Genomic DNA, 17,656 nt, shown 5'->3' on the forward strand with positions numbered 1-17,656 from the left:
TCAGAAGGCCGGCCAGGGGATCGCCGGCCCGAACCCGTCCGGCCCCGGGAACCGCGGCTCGGCGAGCAGGTGGTCGATCCGGGAGCGCAACGCGGCGATCTCGCGCCGGGTCACGTGCTCGCCGAGGGTGTCGGCGAAGTCGCCGGCCAGCTTGGCGCGCAGCTCCTTGAGCGCGGCGGTGTGCTCCTCGCCGAGCTCGTCGCCGATCCAGCCCCACAGCACCGTCCGCAGCTTCGGCTCGCTGTGCAGGGTCAGGCCGTGGTCGACGCCGTAGACGCCGCCGTCCCCGCCGAGGATGACGTGCCCGCCCTTGCGGTCGGCGTTGTTGACGACGACGTCGAACAGCGCCATCGACCGCAGCTGCGGATGGTCGGCGTGCACCAGGACGACCGGGTCCCCGGCGCCGTCGCGGGCCCGCAGCACCGGCAGCCAGCCGTCCGGGACGCAGTCCGGCTCGCACAGCTCGACCAGCGACTCGGCGGCGAGCTGGATGGTCTCCTCGTCGATCTCGGCGCCGAACCCGTCGTCCGGGTCGCCGCCGCCGCCGGTGAGCGCGCTCTCGTCACCGGAGGAGACCCACGCCTGCACCATCCCCGGCCCGAACGGCGCCTCCGGGCGCAGCACGGTCGGCGGGACGACCCGCAGGCCGGACTCCTCGGCGACCAGGTAGGCGCCGACCTCGCGGCCGGCCAGGGTGCCGTCCGGGAAGTCCCACAGCGGGCGCTCGCCGCGGACCGGCTTGTAGACGCAGCGCAGCTCGATCCCGTCGAGGGTGGCGGTGCCGAACAGGGTGGCGTTGGAGGCGTCCACCATCCGGCCGGTGATCTCGATGCGGCCGCGGGCCAGGACCTCGAGGACGGCCGGGTCGCGCAGGTCGGGGGCCTGGCCGCTCACTCGGTCCCGGTCTCGGCCACGGGATTGCGGTCGTGGTAGCCGTTGAGCCGGACGCAGACGTGGCCCTCGGGATCGAGCGGCTCGGCGCACAGCGGGCACGGCGCGCGGCCGGCCGATACGACCTTCTCCGCACGATCGGCGAACGCCTTCGCCTCGTTCGGCGAGAGGAACACCCGCAGCGCGTCCGGGCCCTCCTCGGTGTCGTCGAGCACCACCGACTCGTCGATCTCCTCCTCGGTCACCGCGAGCAGCTCGACGACGATCGAGCTGGAGTCGGCGTCCCAGCCCAGGCCCATGGTGCCGACCCGGAACTCCTCCTCCAGCGGCACGGCGAGCGGATCGGTGTCCGACCGCGGCGAGCCGGCGTCGGTGCCCTCCTGCAGGTTCTCCTCGCCGAACCGCTTCGCCACCTCGCCGAGCAGCGCGGTGATCCGCTCCGCCAGCACCGTGACCTGCTGTTTCTCCAGCAGCACACTGATCGTCCGGGAGCTCTCGATCGCCTGCAGGTAGAAGGCGCGATCGCCGGGCTCGCCAACGGTCCCGGCCACGAAGCGGTCGGGTCGGCGGAAGACGTGGATGACGCGTGCCATGACCCTTCCCAGGGTAGGCGACGGCGGGGCGGTAGGCATCCCCGCCACCCCGCGCGATCGCCGCGACCTGCGCCGATACGCACCGGGGGTGATCTCAGGCGTTCGTCGAGCCCCCGACGACGGCGTCCGACGCGGCCCGGTCGTCCTGGCCGGAGCCCTCCTCGGGGGGCTTCGGGACCAGGTTGGCGACGTCCCCGGACTGCTCGTTCATCCGGGCCACGAACGGCCGCAGCGAGGTGTAGGTGACGACGCTCACCGAGCAGGTGTCGACCACGATCCGCTGGAAGGTGTCGAGATGGCAGCCGAGCGCGTCGGCCAGCACCGACTTGATCACGTCGCCGTGGCTGCAGGCGAGCAGGATGGAGTGCTCGCCGTGCTCGGCCCGCACCCGGGCGACGTGCCGGCGGACCGCGGCGACCGACCGGGCCTGCATCCCGGCGAGCGACTCGCCGTCCGGGAACTCGGCCGCCGAGGGATGCGCCTGCACGACCTTCCACAGGTCCTCGGACACCAGCTCGGAGATCGGCCGCCCGGTCCACGAGCCGTAGTCGACCTCGGCCAGGTCGTCCTCGACGACGGGTTCCAGGCCGCGGGTGGCGGCCAGCGGCGCGACGGTCTGCCGGCAGCGGGTCATCGGGGAGGTGACGATCGAGGCGATCGGCAGGGCCGCGAGCCGGTCGACGACGGCGTCGGCCTGCTCCCGGCCGCGTTCGTCGAGCTCCACGCCGGGGGTGCGGCCGGCCAGGACACCGGCCGTGTTCGCCGTCGAGCGCCCGTGCCGCAGCAGGATCAAGGTCGTCACGCCGCCCGAGGCTACGCGGACCGGGTCGCCGTCAGGTGGCGGAGATCGCGCCGATCGACAGCGCCGCCAGCAGCGCGACGCCCAGCGCGATCCGGTAGGCGACGAACACGTAGACGGTGTTGTTCTGCACGAACCGCAGCAGCCAGGCGATCACCGCGTAGCCGACGACGAACGCGATCAGCACGGCGACCAGCATCTGCACGCCGGACGGCCCGTCCCCGGCGAACACGTCGGGCAGGGTGAACAACCCGGCGCCGAACACCGACGGGATCGCCAGCAGGAACGAGTACCGCACGATCGCCGGGCGGGTCAGCCCGAGCGCCAGCCCGGCGGTGATCGTGCCGCCGGACCGGGAGACGCCCGGGATCAGCGCCATCGCCTGGGCGAAGCCGAGGGCGATGCCGTCGCGCACGGTGATCCGCTCGATCGGCTTGGTCTGCCTGCCGTAGCGCTCGGCCAGCCCGAGCAGCACGCCGAACACGATCAGCATCACCGCGACCAGCCACAGGCTGCGGGCGACCGTCTCGATCTGGGTCTTGAACAGCACCCCGAGCACGGCGATCGGAATCGACCCGATGATCACCAGCCAGGCCAGCCGGTAGTCGTCGGTCCGGCGGACCTCGGCGTCGCGGAAGCCGCGCAGCCAGGTGGTGAACAGGTGCCAGATGTCCTTGGCGAAGTAGACGATCACCGCCACCTCCGTCCCGATCTGCGAGACGGCGGTGAAGGCGGCCCCGGGATCGCGCCCGAAGAACACCTCGGAGGCGATCCGCATGTGCCCGGAGGAGGAGACCGGCAGGAACTCGGTCAGACCCTGGACGAGGCCGAGGACGATCACCTCGAGCCAGCTCACGGGCGACCCCCGACGGGTGGGTCTGCCGGATGCGGAACCTGATCGGTCACGGGCGGTCACCGTACTCGCGGAGACGGGCGTCACAGCGCGCGCCCTCGACGGTGTCGGGGCCCTCCGGGCCTAGGCTCGTGCCCCGTGCAGCGCAGACCCGTCGGCTCCAGCGGTCTGGAGGTGTCCCGGATCGGCCTGGGCACGATGACCTGGGGCGAGGACACCTCACCGGACGAGGCGGGCGCGCAGCTGCGGGCGTTCGTGGACGCCGGTGGGACGTTCGTCGAGACGGCCGACGACTACGGTGGCGGCGCCGCCCAGCAGGTGCTCGGCGGGCTGCTGCGCGGCACGGTCGCCCGCGACGACGTGGTGCTCGCCGGGCGGGGCACCGCGATCGACGCGCCCGGCCGGGGCGGCGGCCCGGCGCGGGCGTCCCGGGCGGCGCTGCTGCGCTCGCTGGACGGCACCCTGCGCCGGCTCGGCGTCGACCACCTGGACCTGTGGCAGTTCCCGGGCTGGGACCCGCGGGTACCGGTGGACGAGATGCTGTCCGCGGTGCAGGTCGCCGTGTACTCGGGACGGGTGCGCTACGCCGGGCTGGTCGCGCCGCAGGGCTGGCAGCTCGCGACGGTCGCGGCCGGTGCGGGCGCCGGGCCGGACCCGGCGGTGGCCAGGCCGGTGTCGACACAGGTCGAGTACTCGCTGCTGGCCCGCGAGCCGGAGGCCGAGCTGCTGCCGGCGGCGCGCTACCACGGGCTCGGGATCCTGGCCTGGGCCCCGCTCGGGCGCGGCGTGCTCACCGGGAAGTACACCGACGGCACGCCGGCCGACTCGCGCGCCGCGAGCGCGCTGCTGGCGTCCTACGTCGAGGCCCGGCGCACCGAGCACTCGGCCCGGATCGTGCAGTCGGTGCTGACCGCGGCGGACGGGCTCGGCACGTCGCCGCTGGTGGTCGCCCTGACCTGGGTGCGGGACCGGCCGGGGGTGGCGACCGCGGTCGTCGGGGCGCGGGACGCGGCGCAGCTGCGGGCGTCGCTGGCCGCCGAGGACGTGACGTTGCCCGCCGAGATCCGGACCGCGCTGGACGACGTGAGCGACCCCGTCCGGTAGCGCTCCGGCGGTGGATCCGCGGCGCCGAGCGCGCCTATGGTGGGGGCACCCGGTGGGTACCCGGGGCGGCACACGGCGGGGCAGCGGGTTCCGGGAGGCACGGATGGCGGAGAGCGGGCCGGAGGACGTCGACGGGAATCGCCGGGGCGGGGCCCGGCCGACCGGCACCCGCGACGGCGAGAGCTGGATCGACGACCGCTACGAGTACCGCCCGGTACGGATCGACGGCGACGTCACCCGGCTCACCGCGTCGGTCCGGCTCGCCGTCCAGGCCGAGTTCTCCGGCTGGGAGCTGTCCCGGCTGCGGCTCTATCCCGGCGGCGTCCGGAAGGTCGTGCTCCGGCGCCGACTCACCCACCGTGACGTCGGGCTGCTCCCCGAGCCGACGATCTGAGGCGTTCCCGCCGGTAACACCCGCCCATCGAGGTGATCACGCTCCGCGTTAACAGCACGGAGCGTGAATCTCACGACCTTGTGCCGCGGTAGCATCACCCGAAAGGATGAGGTCCGCGCCACCTGCCGCTCCCCGACTCCGGCACCGGTGCTGCCCGATCCGTTTCGCCCGGTGCCCAGGCCGAGGACGTCCAGGGACTGCTCGCGACCCACCCCCGGAGTACGTCCTCATGCCCGTCCGCCGTTCGCGGCCCGCCGCACCCGCCGGTCCCGCCGGCCCGGCCCCGCGCCCCGGCCCCGCACCGGCCGGGGACCATCGCCGCACCCGCAGCCAGGACGTGGCCGCCTCGCCGTCGCTGATGGCGATCGTGCTGGTCGCGGCCCTGGGCGTGCTCGCGTACACGGTGTTCCTGTTCGACTTCTCCAACCGGGGCGACTGGCCCGCGTACACCCTGGTGCTGCTGGCCGAGTCGATCATCGTGCTGCAGGCGCTGCTGTCCCTGTGGACCATCCTGTCCAGCGGCTACGACCCGCGGGACTTCACCTTCAACGAGGCGCAGCGCAGGCTCTACGGCGGTGGCGACGGAGCCGACGGCGAGTCCACCCGGGCCATCGGGATCGGCCGGCGCGCCGATCCGCTGCACCTCGGCGGCGTGCCGGTCCGGGTCGACGTCTTCGTCACCACCTACGGCGAGTCGCTCGCCGACATCCGGCGCACCGTCGCCGCGGCGGTCGCGATGGACGGCGAGCACACCGTGTACGTGCTCGACGACGGCAAGTCCGCGGCCGTCCGCGAGCTGGCCGCCGAGCTGGGCGCGGAGTACACCGCGCGGGAGGGCAACGCGCACGCGAAGGCCGGCAACATCAACCACGCGCTGTCGGTGACCGACGGCGAGCTGTTCGTCATCCTCGACGCCGACTTCGTCGCCCGCCGGGACTTCCTCCACGAGACGGTCCCCTTCTTCGCCGACGGGGACGTCGCGTTCGTCCAGACACCGCAGACCTACGGCAACCTGGGCGGGCTGATCTCGCGCGGTGCCGGCTACATGCAGACGGTCTTCTACAAGTTCACCCAGCCCGGCAAGAACCGGTTCAACGCCGCGTTCTGCGTCGGCACCAACGTGGTGTTCCGGCGGGCCGCGGTCGACGAGATCGGCGGGATCTGGCAGGAGTCGAAGTCCGAGGACGTGTGGACGTCGATGAAGCTGCACGAGCGCGGCTGGCGGTCGGTCTACATCGGCCTCGAGCTCGCCGTCGGGCACACCCCGGAGACCATCGAGAGCTACACCAAGCAGCAGCTGCGGTGGGCCACCGGCGGGTTCGAGATCCTGCTGCGGGCGAACCCGATGGGCCGCGGCCGCAACCTCACCCTGGACCAGCGGCTGCAGTACCTGGGGACGGCGACGTTCTACCTGGTCGGCATCGCGCCCGGGCTGCTGCTGCTGGTGCCGCCGATGCAGATCTACTTCGGGATCACCCCGATCTCGCCGGACGTCCCGGTGCTCACCTGGGTGCTGTACTACGCAGGCTTCTACTTCATGCAGGTCGCGGTCGCGCTGTTCACGATCGGCTCGTTCCGCTGGGAGACGCTGCTGCTCGCGTCGGCGTCGTTCCCGATCTACGTCAAGGCGTTCGTGAACGCGCTGCTGCGCCGGGACCAGGCGTGGAGCGTGACCGGGCGCAAGGGGGTGCGGAACTCGCCGTTCGCGTTCATCGGCCCGCAGGTGCTGGCGTTCGTGTTCCTGGCGGCGACGTCGGTGGTCGGGCTGTGGCAGGCACAGCAGATGCGGACGTTCGACCTGGCACTGTTCTGGAACCTGCTCAACACCGCCGTGATCGGGGCGTTCGTGGCGACCGCGGTCCGCGAGTCCCGGCAGATCCGCGCCGAGGCCCGGGCGCTGGACCGGCTGCGCAGGCTCGGCCGGGCACCGGCCGGCGAGCACGACCGCACGGTGCGGACACCGGTGCTGCCCGCGCCGCGGGTCCGCTCCGCGGCGCTCCCGGTGCCCGCCGGACGGGTGTCGCCCGGCTCCCCGCCCGCGACGCGCTCGGCGGGTGGCGGCGGGACGGCCGCAGGATCCGGCCGCCGCACCGGCCCGCACCCGACGACCGGACCGCACGCCCTTCCCCGACCGGCCCTGGCCGGGGCCGCGGTCGCACCTGGTCCTGGTCCGGGTCCTGGGTCCGTCCCTGGGGCCGGGTCTGTGCCCGGGGCAGCCGGTGATCCACGGCGGGATCGGGTGGCCGGGCCGCCGTCCGGGCCGGTCGAGCCGGTCCGCGCCGGCACCGGTCCGGTACCGGACCGGGCCCGCCGCCGGGCCCGGTCCGGCCCGGCGACCGGCCCCCGCCCGGTCCTCCCCGACGCCATCGCCGCGCCCGCCTTCACCGGCCCGTCCGGCATGCAGGCCGGCGCCGCACCGGCCGGCGCCGACGGCGGCTCCCGCTCCACCGGGGCCGCGCACCCCACGGGTGCCCCACGGTCCAACGGCACCCGGTCCAACGGCGCCCCACGCTCCGCCGTGGCCACATCCACCGCTGCCGACGGGGCGTCCCACTCCCCCACCGCACCCCGGTCCCCGGAGGGTCGCGCCGCGCCGCACCGGCACGACCCGGCACCGCACCGGCAGGACCATGACCCGGCCCCCCACCGGCACGACCACCACCCGGCGCCGCACGGTCACGACCACGACCCGGTACCGCGCCGGCACGCTGCCGCACCGGCACCGCACCGGCGCGACCCGGGGACGCCCCCCGGCGCCCGCTCCGCCCCCGCCCCCGCAGCCCCCCGGATCCCGCGGCCCCGGGAGACCGCGAGCGGCCCGCACCCGCTGCCCACCCGGGTCGTGTCCCGGCACGCCCGGAGCGGCCGGTGAGCGCCGGGCGCAGACTGCGGCTGGGGCTGGGCATCACCACGGTGCTGCTGCTGGTCGCGGTCCTGACGATGACCCTGAACGCCCGCAACGGCGTGGTCCGCGGCCACTCCGCGGCGCTCAACGCGCAGAGCTACCCGGTCGGGACCGACTACTCCGGCACCGTCACCGCGCAGCTGGTCCAGGTCGGCGACGAGGTCGCCGTCGGACAGCCGATGTTCGAGGTGCAGAGCGCCACCCTGGCCCGCGACCTGCAGCAGGGTCTGCTCGACCCGGCCCGGGTGCCCTACGGCATCAAGGACGGCAGCACCCTCGTCGTGACCGCCACCGACCCGGGCCGGGTGGAGTCCGTCGGCTACGCGGTCGGCGCGTTCGTGGCCGCCAACTCGGAGCTGGCGACGGTGCAGCGGGCCGGGTCGCTCTACATCGAGGCCGAGTTCATCCTCACCGCACCGGACTACGCCCGGCTGCCGCCGAACGCGACCGTCGACGTCGTCCTGCCGGACAACGGGCGGATCACCGCGCAGGCCGGCCGGGTGCAGGTCAGCACCGAGAACGGCGAGGCCCGCACCGTCGTGCAGGCCTACAGCCCGGAACTCGCGGACTCGACGGCCGACGGGCTCTTCGCCGTCGGGACGCCCGTCCAGGCGACCCTGCACCTGCGCAACGACAACGTCGTGACCCGGGCGTCCACCTGGATCACCGAGCTCACCGGCTTCGGCGGGTTCGCGCCGTGAGCCGGCACTCCGCCGACCATCCCGGCGCCTGGTCGGTCGACGTCCCCGCCCCGTCCGGCGGCCGGCGACGGCGCAGCGCCGACGCCCCGGAGGCGTCCGGCCCCGTCCCGCACCCGCGGCAGCCGCCGGCCGGCCCGCCTGCGCCCGGAACGGACTCGCCGACCGTCCCGGTCCGCGCCGCGGTCCCCCGCCGGCCGCCGGCCGCCCCGCGACCCGGTCGTCCCCGCCGCTCACGGAGGCTGGTCGTGCTGCTCACCGTCGCCGTGGTCGCGATCGTCGCCGGTGTGGCCGGCGTGCGGCTGCTGCCCGGTACCGACGATCGGGCCGGGACCACCGCCGGTGATCCGGCGATCGCCGCGTCGGTCGCCGGGCTCCCGCAGCGCTCGGTCGGTGTCCCGCCGGCGATGCGGCTCGCGGACGGCCAGGTCCCGCCGACCAACCGCTGGTTCTCCGGGCTGGTGTTCCCCGACCAGCCGGAGCCGGTGTTCCCGCTGCCGCTGTCCGTGGGGGTCCGCGTCGACGGCCTGTCCCTCGGGCTGCCGGAGGTGCGCGCCGACGGCTCGACGATCTTCGGCTCGCACACCCCGGCGCTGGACGTCCCGCTCGGGACCAGCGACCTGCGCGTCGTCGCCTACGACGACCTGACCGTCACCGTCGCGATGCTCACCGCAGGCGGCGCCGAGACCGGCCGGCTGGTCATCACCCGTGGCTCGCCGTTCGTCCACTACACCGCGACGACCGCGCAGGACCTCACGATCGGGCCGCAGCCGCTGGACGCCGACGGGACGGTCCTGATCCGGGACGGCCGCTACGGCGTCGTCACCGACGGCGAGCTGACCGGCTCCGCGCTGAGCCTGCCGGCCGGCGGATCGGCGACGTTCTACGCGGTCCCGCCGGACGGCGACCCGGCGGTGTTCGCCGACGCCGCGCGCGTCCCGGTGACCGGCGGAACGGTGACCGAGGACGTCGCGGGCGACACGGTCCGCTCCACCCTGACCTACCGCACCGAGGGCGGCGACACCATCGCGGGACCGATGCCGGGTGCGGCCGCCGGATGCGATCCGGTCGGCCGGTTCGCCACCGTCCACGGGCCGATGCCGGTGTGCCGCACCTCGACGCTCACCGTCGCCGATCCGGTGCTGGCGCCGTCCGGCGCGCTGGACCTGTCCGGCGTCGACGACGCCGGTCGCGCCGAGCTCGCCACTCTCGTCGAACGCGACGTCGCCGAGCTGACGCTGGACGCCGCCGACACCTACTTCGGCGGGAAGCAGCTGGTCCGGGCGGCGACGCTGATGCGGCTGACGTCCGACCTGGGCATGGAGCCGACCGCCCAGCGGGTGCGCGACCAGCTCGTCCCGCTGCTGGAACGGTGGGCCGATCCCGCCGGGTGCGCCGGGCGGAGCACGCACTGCTTCGTCTACGACCCGGCGGTCCGCGGCATGGTCGGGCTGGAGACCTCGTTCGGCTCCGAGGAGTTCAACGACCACCAGTTCCACTACGGCTACTTCCTCTACGCCGCCGCACTGGTCGGCCGGGACGATCCGGCGCTCGTCGACCGCATCGGCCCGGTGATCGACCTGCTGGCCGCCGACGTCGGCAGCCCGGAGCGGACACCCCTGTTCCCCGAGTACCGGGCCTTCGACGCGTTCGCCGGGCACTCCTGGGCGTCCGGGTTCAGCCCGTTCGGGGACGGCAACAACCAGGAGTCCAGCTCCGAGTCGGTCTCCGCGTACAACGGTCTGGCGCTGTGGGCGGAGCTGCGCGGGAACACCGCGCAGCGCGACCGGGCGGTGGCGATGCTGTCCCGCGAGGCCGCGTCGGCGATGCGGTACTGGGTGGAACCGGACCTCTCGCCGTTCCCCGGGTTCGCGCACGGCGTGATCGGCATCAACTGGGGCGGCAAGCGGGACCATGCGACGTGGTTCTCCGCCGAGCCGTCGGCGATCCTGGCGATCCAGCTGATCCCGATGTCGCCGGTCGCGGAGTATCTGCGCGGCGATCCGGAGCGGATCAGGCAGAACGTCGCCGCCGCGACGCCGGCCGGCTTCGACGTCCCCTACGCCGACTCGATCCTGATGTACCTCGCGCTGGCCGACCCGGACGGGGCGGCCACGGCGGCACGGGCGCTGCCGGACGAGCGGATCGACGACGGCAACTCACGTTCGTACCTGACGGCCTGGATCCTGGCGCAGCGTGAGCCCGGGAACGCTGACTCCGGGACCGCTGGGCCGTCCGGGTGATCCTGGCCGGAGTTGTCCACAGGGGACGAAAACGGGGCCGTTCCTGTCAGGGGCACCCGGCATGCTCGACCACATGTTCGACAGCGGCACCTCCACCAGCAGGAACACCACACTCCCGGTCGCGGATCCCGGCTCCCGCGCCCGCCGGGGCGCCCGGCGGTCCGGCCCGCCCGGCGCCGCCCGTGCCACGGCGGCGCCGACACCCGCACGATGGACCAGCGCCGCGCCGACGCGCTCACCGATCTGGTCCTGCATCCCACCGGGCACGTCAGCGAGGGTTCGGCGGCCGTCGCCGGCGCCCACGGCGCAGCACCCGCACAGCCGTCTCCCAGCGCCGACGGTCGGCGCGACCGTCCGGCCGGCCGGACGGCTCTCGCCGTCGACGACGACTCCGGCGGATGCCCGGCCACGCCGGCTGGCGCACCCGGCGTCCAGGCGGGTCCGGCCGGGACGCGCGATGTCGCCCCCACTCCGGCCGGGGTACCCGGCGCCGCACCCAACCCGGCCGAGGCACCCGGCGCCGCACCCAACCCGGCCGGAGTACCCGGCGTCTCGCCCACCCCGGCCGGCATCCGACAGCCGCCGCCCCCGCGATCTCGGTGCGGATCAACGTGACCGTGCCGCTCGACACCCTGCTCGGTGCCGACGAGGATCCCGCCGAGCTCGCCGGTCACGGCCCGATCCCGGCTGCGGATGCCCGCGCGCTGGCCTTCGCGGCCGGGAGCGTCTGGTACCGGCTGATCACCGATCCGGTCAGCGGCCGCGTCCTGCACCGCGACACCACCCGGTACCGGCCCGATGCGGCGCTGACCGAGCTGGTGCGGGCGCGGCATCCCACGTGCACCCATCCGGGGTGCCAGGTCCCTGCGCATCGCTGCGATCTCGACCATGTCGTCCCGCACGATCCGGACCGCGACTCCGGTCCGACCAGTGCCGACAACCTGCATCCGCTGTGCCGCAGCCACCACCGGCTCAAGCACAGTCCCGGATGGCAGGTGCGCCTGCTCCCGGACGGCAGCACCCGGTGGACCGCCCCGTCCGGGCACGTGCACGTCGCCGATCCGTCTCCGGTCGGGCCGGTCGGGCCGGTCGGGCCCACCGGGGCCGCACGGCGCGGACCGGGGGTACTCGCGCTGTTGCGTGACCCGGGGCTCGCCGACCGGCTCGCCACCGGTACCGCCGAGCCACCGTTCTGATGTGGCGCGACACGGATCCGGCGCCGGCGACGGTCGCCCCACCGGCTCCGGACGGGGCGGTGGCGCGTACCCGCGGCCACATGGTCGGGCGGTCAGCCGCCGTAGGGCACCGTCAGGATCTCCATCAGGTGACCCGACGGGTCCTCGAAGTAGACGCCCCGGCCACCGTCGTCGGTGTTGACCTCGCCGGGCCGGGACCGACCCGGATCGGCCCAGTACGCGCCGCCCCGCTCCCGGATCCGGGCGAACGCGGAGTCGAACTCGGCGTCCGAGAGCAGGAACGCGTAGTGCTGCGACGCGATCTCCGCGCCCGCTGCGGCGTCGAGATAGTCGAGGCTCACCCCGTTCGCGGTCTCGACGACCTGGAACGGCCCGAACGGCTGCGGCTCGGCGAGCCCGAGGATCCCGGCCAGGTACGCGGCCCCGGCACGCTTGTCCCGGGAGTGGACGATGGTGTGGTTCAGATCTGCCATGCACACCACGGTGCGACCTCGACCTCGGTCGAGGTCAACCCCCGGCTCAGGATCGGCTGCCGTGCAGCCCGACCTCGGGCGGACGCCCCGCGCCGCGCGGGCTCGGCACCCCGCGGAACCCGTAGGGCGCGGGATCACGGCCCGGCTGCACGAACCAGCACTCCCCCGGCTCGCCGCGGTCCAGGACCTGCTCGACGGCCGCGGCGACGTCGTCGGCCGACAGCATCGGGAAGTCCCCGAACTGCTCCCGCACCTCGGCCAGCAACGGGGTGTCCGCGAAGCCGGGACAGACCGCGTTCACCCGGATCCCGTGCGCCAGCAGGGGATCCGCGGCAGACCGTACGTACCCGACGACCGCGTGCTTGGTCGCCGCGTACAGCGCGTCACCCGGCAGCGGAACCAGCCCGGCCAGCGACGCGGTCGCCACGATGTTCCCGCCACCGGCGCGGCGCAGCGCCGGGACGGCGGCGGCCAGCCCGAACACGACGTGATCGAGGTTGACGCCGACGATCCGCCGGTACTCCACCACGTCCAGGTCCTCGACGCCCGACTGACGAGCGGTGATCCCGGCGTTGAGCAGTACCACGTCGAGCCGGCCGAACCGCTCCTCCACCTCCGCGACCGCCGCGGGCATCGCCCCGGGATCGGTGACGTCGGCCTGCACGGCGAGCCCGCCCGACCGGCCCGCCACGGCGACGGCGCCGTCCCCGTCGAGATCCACCACCGCGACCTGCCCACCTGCCCCCACCAGCCGGTCCACGGCCGCCGCACCGATGCCCGATGCGCCGCCGGTGACCAGGGCGACCCTGCCCGAGAGATCCATGCCGGTCACCCTGCCCGATCCGGGCGCCGCGAGGAAAGCCGGACGGGCCGGGTACGGCCGGCCGTACGAACCGCGCCGCACGGCACCGTCCGCAAGAGCACTGCCGGTCCGTCACCGCCCGTCCAGCACAGCCCGTCCGTCCGTCCCAAACCCTCCGGCACCGCCCGCCCGTCACGCCGTCCGGAGGAAGCGGTCCAGCACCCGGGTCCCGAACGTCAGCGCGTCCACCGGGACCCGCTCGTCGATGCCGTGGAACAGCGAGGCGAAGTCCAGCTCAGGGGGCAGCCGCAGCGGCGCGAAGCCGTAGCACTTCATCCCGAGCGCCGAGAACGCCTTCGCGTCGGTCCCGCCGGACAGCATGTAGGGCACGATCTCGGCCGTCGGGTCCTCGGTCCGCAACGCGGCCTGCATGGCGTCGGTGAGCGGCCCCTCGAACGGCGTCTCCACCGCCGGCAGGTCGGTGACCCACTCCCGCTCGACGTCGGGCCCGAGCAGCTCGTCGACCTCGGCGAGGAACGCCTCCTCGCGGCCGGGCAGCACCCGGCAGTCGACGACCGCCTCCGCCGTCGAGGGGATGACGTTCGCCTTGTACCCGGCGTTGAGCATCGTCGGGTTCGCGGTGTCCCGGACGGTGGCGCCGATGATGCGGGAGATCGGGCCGAGCTTCGCCAGTGCGCCCTCGAGATCGTCCTCCGGGTACTCGACGCCGGTGAATTCGGTCATCCGGTCCAGGAACGCCCGCACCGTGGGCGTCACGACCAGCGGGAACGTGTGGTTGCCGAGCCGCGCGACGGCCTCGGCGAGGATCGTGACGGCGTTGTCGTCGTGCAGGAAGGAGCCGTGGCCGGGCTTGCCCTTCGCCCGCAGCCGCATCCAGGCGATGCCCTTCTCGGCGGTCTCGATGAGGTAGGCCCGCTGGTCCTCGCCGAGGGTCAGCGAGAAGCCGCCGACCTCGCCGACCGCCTCGGTGCAGCCCTCGAACAGGTCGGGCCGGTTCTCCACAAGCCACTGGGCGCCCCACTTGCCGCCGGCCTCCTCGTCGGCGACGAACGCCCACACGATGTCCCGCGGCGGGACGACACCCTCACGCTTGAAGCGGCGGGCCACCGCCAGCATCATCGCGTCCATGTCCTTCATGTCGACGGCACCGCGGCCCCACACGTAGCCGTCCTGCACCGCACCGGAGAACGGGTGCACCGACCACTCGCTCGCGTCCGCCGGGACGACATCGAGATGGCCGTGCATCAGTAGCGCACCCCGGGACCGGTCGGCCCCGGCGAGCCGCGCGATCACGTTCATCCGTTTCGGCATGCCGGACTGGACGATCTCGACCTCGTAGCCGGCCTCGGTCAGCTTGGCCGCGACGTAGTCGGCGGCCTCCGCCTCCCCGGCGAGAGTCTCCGGATCGGCGGTGTTGGTCGTGTCGATCCGGATCAGCTCCGAACAGAGCTGGACGACCTCCGCCTCGGCGCTGGCCGCCTCGCTGGTGGGTGTGTCGTTCGGGTCGCCGGTCATGGGCGTCTTCCTACCACCGGCGTTCCGGACGACCCGGCCGCAACCCCTCCGGGACGCTCGGTTATGCTTCTCCGGCACGCGATCGAGAGATCGTGGCGTCCGAGTGGCGGAATGGCAGACGCGCTAGCTTGAGGTGCTAGTCCCCGTATTAGGGGGTGGGGGTTCAAGTCCCCCCTCGGACACAGACCTAACCCCACGAGTGCGCGCTGATCTCGATCGCGGCGCGCACCGTGCGGAGTTCAGGTGCGTACGTCAACCGCAGGCCGAGCTGGCGGTGGACAGCTGCACGGTCGTCAGTAGCGGCTCGGCCGAGGACGGCGCGCACATCACCGAGCGCTTCAACCAGCTTGTGGATGTCAGCTTCGTTCATCGGGTCGTGCTGGGTTCGGGTGCGGTTACGAACTCGCGCGAGCGCGGCCGCCCGGTGCGCCTGCACCTCGGCGGTCCAGATCGCGACCAACGCAGGATCGGTACCGGCTTCCAGCGCGGCGCGGTATCGGGCGAGCTTCGCGTCGCACTCGGCGGCAACTCGTGCGGCGTCGTTGGCGGCGGGGTCTGACCTCGCATCGGGCTGGGAGCGCACCATCGCCGTCACCGTCCGCTCGATCTGGTCCGGCTCGAAGAGCCCGGCCAGCCATCCGTCCAGCGCGGGCAGGACGTCGTCCTCCGCGACATAGACGTTTCCTGGGTGTTCCACAGTGTTCGCCAGGGCGTACTCACGTGGATAGCGACAGCGGTAGTAGGGCCGGTTGTGATTCCACTGTCCCTGCATCCGACGGTCGCAGACCCCACAGTGCAGGAGACCCCGAAGGACGTAGGGCCGCCGGACCCGTTCGCGCGTCCGAGACTTGGCGCGCCCGCCTCCGGCGAGCATGTCCTGCGCGTTCTGGAAGTCGTCGATGCCGATCAGCGGCTCGTGCACGACGCCCGAGGACCACACCCACGCGTCCCGGTCGTTCCACCGAAGCCGGGGCTCGTGGCCGAGTGCGACGTCATCCACGTCGATGAGCACCTCGTCCATACGCTGCTTGTTCCAGACCTGGCGGCCGGTGTAGCGCGCGTTGCCGAGAACTACCCGGATCGCCCCCTTCGACCCGGCGGCGCCCGAGCGGTGCCGGTTGCGCGCGGGGTCGTGCGCGGACGGGCAGAGGATTCCGTCCCTGGTTAGCCCTTCGGCGATCGTGAAGATCCCGAGGCCGTCGAGGTACTCGGCGAAGATCCGTTTGACGACCGGCCCAGCCGCCGGGTCCGGCTCGAGGACGCGGAGCCGCCGACCGTCGGCGGCCTTCGCCGGGTTCGGATGCGGTCCGGCATCTGCCAGCCGGTAGCCGTAGGGCGGTCTTCCGCCGAGGAACCGGCCCTCGACATCGGCTGACGGGGGTCACTTCAGGCATCCACCGTGGCGCTCGCGTGTGGCCGGGCCGTGGTCGCGGTGATCACCGGGGCGGCGTCGAGGACATCAGCAGTGGCGAGAACGGTGTTGAGCTCGGCGAGTGAGCCCAGGTTCGGGAACGGGACCATGAGCTGCGGAACGCGGGCCCGTCACCGCTCGGGACCGAGCCCCGTTGTCCTCGACGGTCAGCATTCGGTCGTGAAGCCAGCCCTCGCAGCTACCGTCCTCGAACCGCCGACGAGCGCTCAACCAGCAGCGGTGCGACCGCCGATGTCGATCCCGACACCGCCGAGCGCTCCGGCGGCGAGTTGCTCCAGAAGCCCGACGAGGCGTGCTCTCGGAATGCTGTCCCTGATGTAGGCGGTCCCGTTCAGCATCGACAGCACCACTTTGACCACTGCGCGGACGTCGGGCTCGGCCAGGTCCGCGCGTTCCGCCGAGATGGCTGCGCACCAGACGCCTTCGTACTCGCGCTGGCGGCGCCGCAGCTGTCGCAGCTCGCGGACCGGGAGCTCCCGCTGCTCACGCAGGTAGACCGCCAGCAGTGCTCTCTCGGTCGCTGCGAACTCGACGTGGAACTCGACGAGCCGGGCGGTTGCGGCTGAACCGACACCAGCGGACCCGACGATGGCCCGGGATCCGTCGAGGAGGTGGTCCATCGCCGCATCACACAGCGTCGTCAGCAACTCGACCTTGCTGCCGAAATGGCGATACACGCCCGGACCCGAGATACCGACGGCACGGCCGATGTCGTCGGTGCTGACCGCGTGGTAACCCCTGGCCGCGAACAGATCGGCCGCGGCCTGGAGCAACGCGGACTTCCGCTGCGACCGGGTGCCGTCGTTCGCAATCACGACGGCCATGCCCATGCATCCACGTGTGCCCCCTGGGTCCAGATCCCGCATCGCCAGCCGTCCGCACGTTAGCCGTCGCTAACTTCGTACGCCAGTCGCCGGGACCGCAACGGAGCCGTCCCGGGGTCACACCTAGTTCGACAGCCAGCGCTCCGGCGGTAGGACGGGCTGGTCCAAGCGGCCCTTGGCGGCCAGCACGCGCTCGAACTGCTGCAGATGACGAGTCATCGCCTTCGCCGCGCGATCGGCGTCACCTGCCGACACTGCCTGCGCGATGCTGCGGTGCGCCCGGCGGGTTTCCTCCATGTCACGGGCGGAGAGCTGCTCTCCCGGAACGTGCCAGGTCAGCTCCTGCCCGAACGCCGCGATGACCACCCGGATGATCTCGTTGTTGCTGCACACCCCGAGCGCCTCGTGGAACTCGACCGACGGCTCCCACGAACCGTTGGGCGACGATCCTTCGTCGGCGAGCGCGAGCAGCCACGCACGCTGCTCCTCGGAAGCCGTTCGCGCGGCGGCAGCCGCCGCCGCGGGTTCGACGAGCTGGCGGAACTCGGAGAACGCCCGCATCGTCGTACCGGAGATCGTCAGCAGGAGAGCGAGCGAGCGGGTGACCTGGCTCAGGTCGGGCTCGGCGACCCTGATGCCGCCGTGCGGCCCGCGCCGGATCTCGATCAGACCGTCGGACTCGAGGAGTCGCAACGCCTCACGCACGGTCCCCCGGCTGAACCCCGTCTCCGCGATGAGGGTGGCCTCGGACCGCAGGGGCTCGCCCGGCCGCATCTGGTTGCCGAGGATCTGCGCGCGCAGCCGATCTGCCAGGACGTCGGACGCCTTGGGCAGCCTCGGCTGTCGGCGACCGTACATCGGGGCCTCGCTCGCAACACCTCTGGTGCCCGATGAATCAACGCCGTCCACGCCT

The 17,656-nt window shown here is 73.4% G+C and carries 17 protein-coding genes and 1 tRNA gene; 7 read left to right on the forward strand and 11 right to left on the reverse strand.

Translation table 11 applies throughout. From position 1 onward, the window contains the following. The 4 genes from ACVJO7_RS17285 to ACVJO7_RS17300 form a co-directional block, all read right to left on the reverse strand. Positions 1-894: an SCO1664 family protein gene (locus tag ACVJO7_RS17285; protein WP_491673709.1), complete on the reverse strand. Its 894-nt coding sequence runs from the start codon at positions 892-894 to the stop codon at positions 1-3. Continuing rightward, complete coding sequence (locus tag ACVJO7_RS17290) at positions 891-1,484, reverse strand: DUF3090 domain-containing protein (protein ID WP_491673710.1); 594 nt, start codon at positions 1,482-1,484, stop codon at positions 891-893. The genes ACVJO7_RS17285 and ACVJO7_RS17290 overlap by 4 nt, the downstream gene beginning before the upstream one ends. Before the next feature lie 94 nt (positions 1,485-1,578). Beyond that, a complete protein-coding gene (locus ACVJO7_RS17295; protein ID WP_344023629.1) occupies positions 1,579-2,286 on the reverse strand; it encodes a histidine phosphatase family protein in 708 nt (235 codons plus the stop codon). 31 nt (positions 2,287-2,317) lie between these two features. Beyond that, positions 2,318-3,139: an undecaprenyl-diphosphate phosphatase gene (locus tag ACVJO7_RS17300; protein WP_344023631.1), complete on the reverse strand. Its 822-nt coding sequence runs from the start codon at positions 3,137-3,139 to the stop codon at positions 2,318-2,320. A gap of 135 nt (positions 3,140-3,274) precedes the next feature. Between ACVJO7_RS17300 and ACVJO7_RS17305 the strand changes: the two genes are divergently transcribed. The 6 genes from ACVJO7_RS17305 to ACVJO7_RS17330 all read left to right on the forward strand — a co-directional run bounded on the left by ACVJO7_RS17305 (position 3,275) and on the right by ACVJO7_RS17330 (position 11,676). Next, positions 3,275-4,240 carry an aldo/keto reductase gene (locus ACVJO7_RS17305; protein ID WP_344023633.1) on the forward strand — a complete coding sequence of 322 codons (966 nt, stop codon included), beginning with the start codon at positions 3,275-3,277 and terminating at the stop codon, positions 4,238-4,240. A gap of 103 nt (positions 4,241-4,343) precedes the next feature. Next, positions 4,344-4,634 (forward strand): DUF5703 family protein, encoded by a 291-nt coding sequence (locus ACVJO7_RS17310; protein ID WP_491673711.1) that lies wholly within the window; start codon positions 4,344-4,346, stop codon positions 4,632-4,634. Positions 4,635-4,863: 229 nt separating this feature from the next. Beyond that, the gene (locus ACVJO7_RS17315) at positions 4,864-7,506 is read left to right on the forward strand and encodes a glycosyltransferase family 2 protein (RefSeq protein ID WP_491673712.1); all 2,643 of its coding nucleotides are present in this window, start codon (positions 4,864-4,866) and stop codon (positions 7,504-7,506) included. Next, entirely contained in the window at positions 7,503-8,240 is a 738-nt protein-coding gene (locus tag ACVJO7_RS17320; RefSeq protein ID WP_491673713.1) for a hypothetical protein, read from the forward strand. The genes ACVJO7_RS17315 and ACVJO7_RS17320 overlap by 4 nt, the downstream gene beginning before the upstream one ends. Continuing rightward, on the forward strand, positions 8,237-10,480 hold the full coding sequence (locus ACVJO7_RS17325) for a glycosyl hydrolase (RefSeq protein ID WP_491673714.1): 2,244 nt from the start codon (positions 8,237-8,239) through the stop codon (positions 10,478-10,480). The genes ACVJO7_RS17320 and ACVJO7_RS17325 overlap by 4 nt, the downstream gene beginning before the upstream one ends. Positions 10,481-11,091: 611 nt before the next feature. Next, on the forward strand, positions 11,092-11,676 hold the full coding sequence (locus ACVJO7_RS17330) for an HNH endonuclease signature motif containing protein (protein WP_491673715.1): 585 nt from the start codon (positions 11,092-11,094) through the stop codon (positions 11,674-11,676). A gap of 92 nt (positions 11,677-11,768) precedes the next feature. On the opposite strand, the gene ACVJO7_RS17335 is transcribed toward ACVJO7_RS17330, so the two are convergent. The 3 genes from ACVJO7_RS17335 to ACVJO7_RS17345 form a co-directional block, all read right to left on the reverse strand. Continuing rightward, on the reverse strand, positions 11,769-12,149 hold the full coding sequence (locus tag ACVJO7_RS17335; protein ID WP_491673716.1) for a VOC family protein: 381 nt from the start codon (positions 12,147-12,149) through the stop codon (positions 11,769-11,771). 46 nt (positions 12,150-12,195) lie between these two features. Then, positions 12,196-12,972 carry an SDR family oxidoreductase gene (locus ACVJO7_RS17340; protein ID WP_491673717.1) on the reverse strand — a complete coding sequence of 259 codons (777 nt, stop codon included), beginning with the start codon at positions 12,970-12,972 and terminating at the stop codon, positions 12,196-12,198. Between the two features lie 171 nt (positions 12,973-13,143). After that, on the reverse strand, positions 13,144-14,487 hold the full coding sequence (locus ACVJO7_RS17345; RefSeq protein ID WP_491673718.1) for a M20/M25/M40 family metallo-hydrolase: 1,344 nt from the start codon (positions 14,485-14,487) through the stop codon (positions 13,144-13,146). 97 nt (positions 14,488-14,584) lie between these two features. Between ACVJO7_RS17345 and ACVJO7_RS17350 the strand changes: the two genes are divergently transcribed. Then, positions 14,585-14,669, forward strand: a tRNA-Leu gene (locus tag ACVJO7_RS17350). A gap of 5 nt (positions 14,670-14,674) precedes the next feature. On the opposite strand, the gene ACVJO7_RS17355 is transcribed toward ACVJO7_RS17350, so the two are convergent. From ACVJO7_RS17355 to ACVJO7_RS17370, 4 genes are all read right to left on the reverse strand, one after another. After that, complete coding sequence (locus ACVJO7_RS17355) at positions 14,675-15,808, reverse strand: recombinase family protein (protein ID WP_491673836.1); 1,134 nt, start codon at positions 15,806-15,808, stop codon at positions 14,675-14,677. Between the two features lie 65 nt (positions 15,809-15,873). Further along, positions 15,874-16,008, reverse strand: coding sequence for a hypothetical protein (locus ACVJO7_RS17360; RefSeq protein ID WP_491673719.1), 135 nt, complete (start codon positions 16,006-16,008; stop codon positions 15,874-15,876). Positions 16,009-16,125: 117 nt separating this feature from the next. Beyond that, positions 16,126-16,743 carry a TetR/AcrR family transcriptional regulator gene (locus tag ACVJO7_RS17365; protein WP_491673720.1) on the reverse strand — a complete coding sequence of 206 codons (618 nt, stop codon included), beginning with the start codon at positions 16,741-16,743 and terminating at the stop codon, positions 16,126-16,128. Between the two features lie 123 nt (positions 16,744-16,866). Further along, on the reverse strand, positions 16,867-17,652 hold the full coding sequence (locus tag ACVJO7_RS17370) for a FadR/GntR family transcriptional regulator (RefSeq protein WP_491673721.1): 786 nt from the start codon (positions 17,650-17,652) through the stop codon (positions 16,867-16,869). Positions 17,653-17,656: the final 4 nt, after the last annotated feature.

The organism is Pseudonocardia sp. DxW (assembly GCF_058448985.1).

Excerpts from the sequence above, each read along its gene's own strand:
- ACVJO7_RS17290 (WP_491673710.1), bottom strand. The coding sequence starts at position 1,484 with ATGGCACGCGTCATCCACGTCTTCCGCCGACCCGACCGCTTCGTGGCC.
- ACVJO7_RS17310 (WP_491673711.1), top strand. The coding sequence starts at position 4,344 with ATGGCGGAGAGCGGGCCGGAGGACGTCGACGGGAATCGCCGGGGCGGG.
- ACVJO7_RS17315 (WP_491673712.1), top strand. The coding sequence starts at position 4,864 with ATGCCCGTCCGCCGTTCGCGGCCCGCCGCACCCGCCGGTCCCGCCGGC.
- ACVJO7_RS17335 (WP_491673716.1), bottom strand. The coding sequence starts at position 12,149 with ATGGCAGATCTGAACCACACCATCGTCCACTCCCGGGACAAGCGTGCC.
- ACVJO7_RS17340 (WP_491673717.1), bottom strand. The coding sequence starts at position 12,972 with ATGGATCTCTCGGGCAGGGTCGCCCTGGTCACCGGCGGCGCATCGGGC.
- ACVJO7_RS17345 (WP_491673718.1), bottom strand. The coding sequence starts at position 14,487 with ATGACCGGCGACCCGAACGACACACCCACCAGCGAGGCGGCCAGCGCC.
- ACVJO7_RS17360 (WP_491673719.1), bottom strand. The coding sequence starts at position 16,008 with ATGGTCCCGTTCCCGAACCTGGGCTCACTCGCCGAGCTCAACACCGTT.
- ACVJO7_RS17365 (WP_491673720.1), bottom strand. The coding sequence starts at position 16,743 with ATGGCCGTCGTGATTGCGAACGACGGCACCCGGTCGCAGCGGAAGTCC.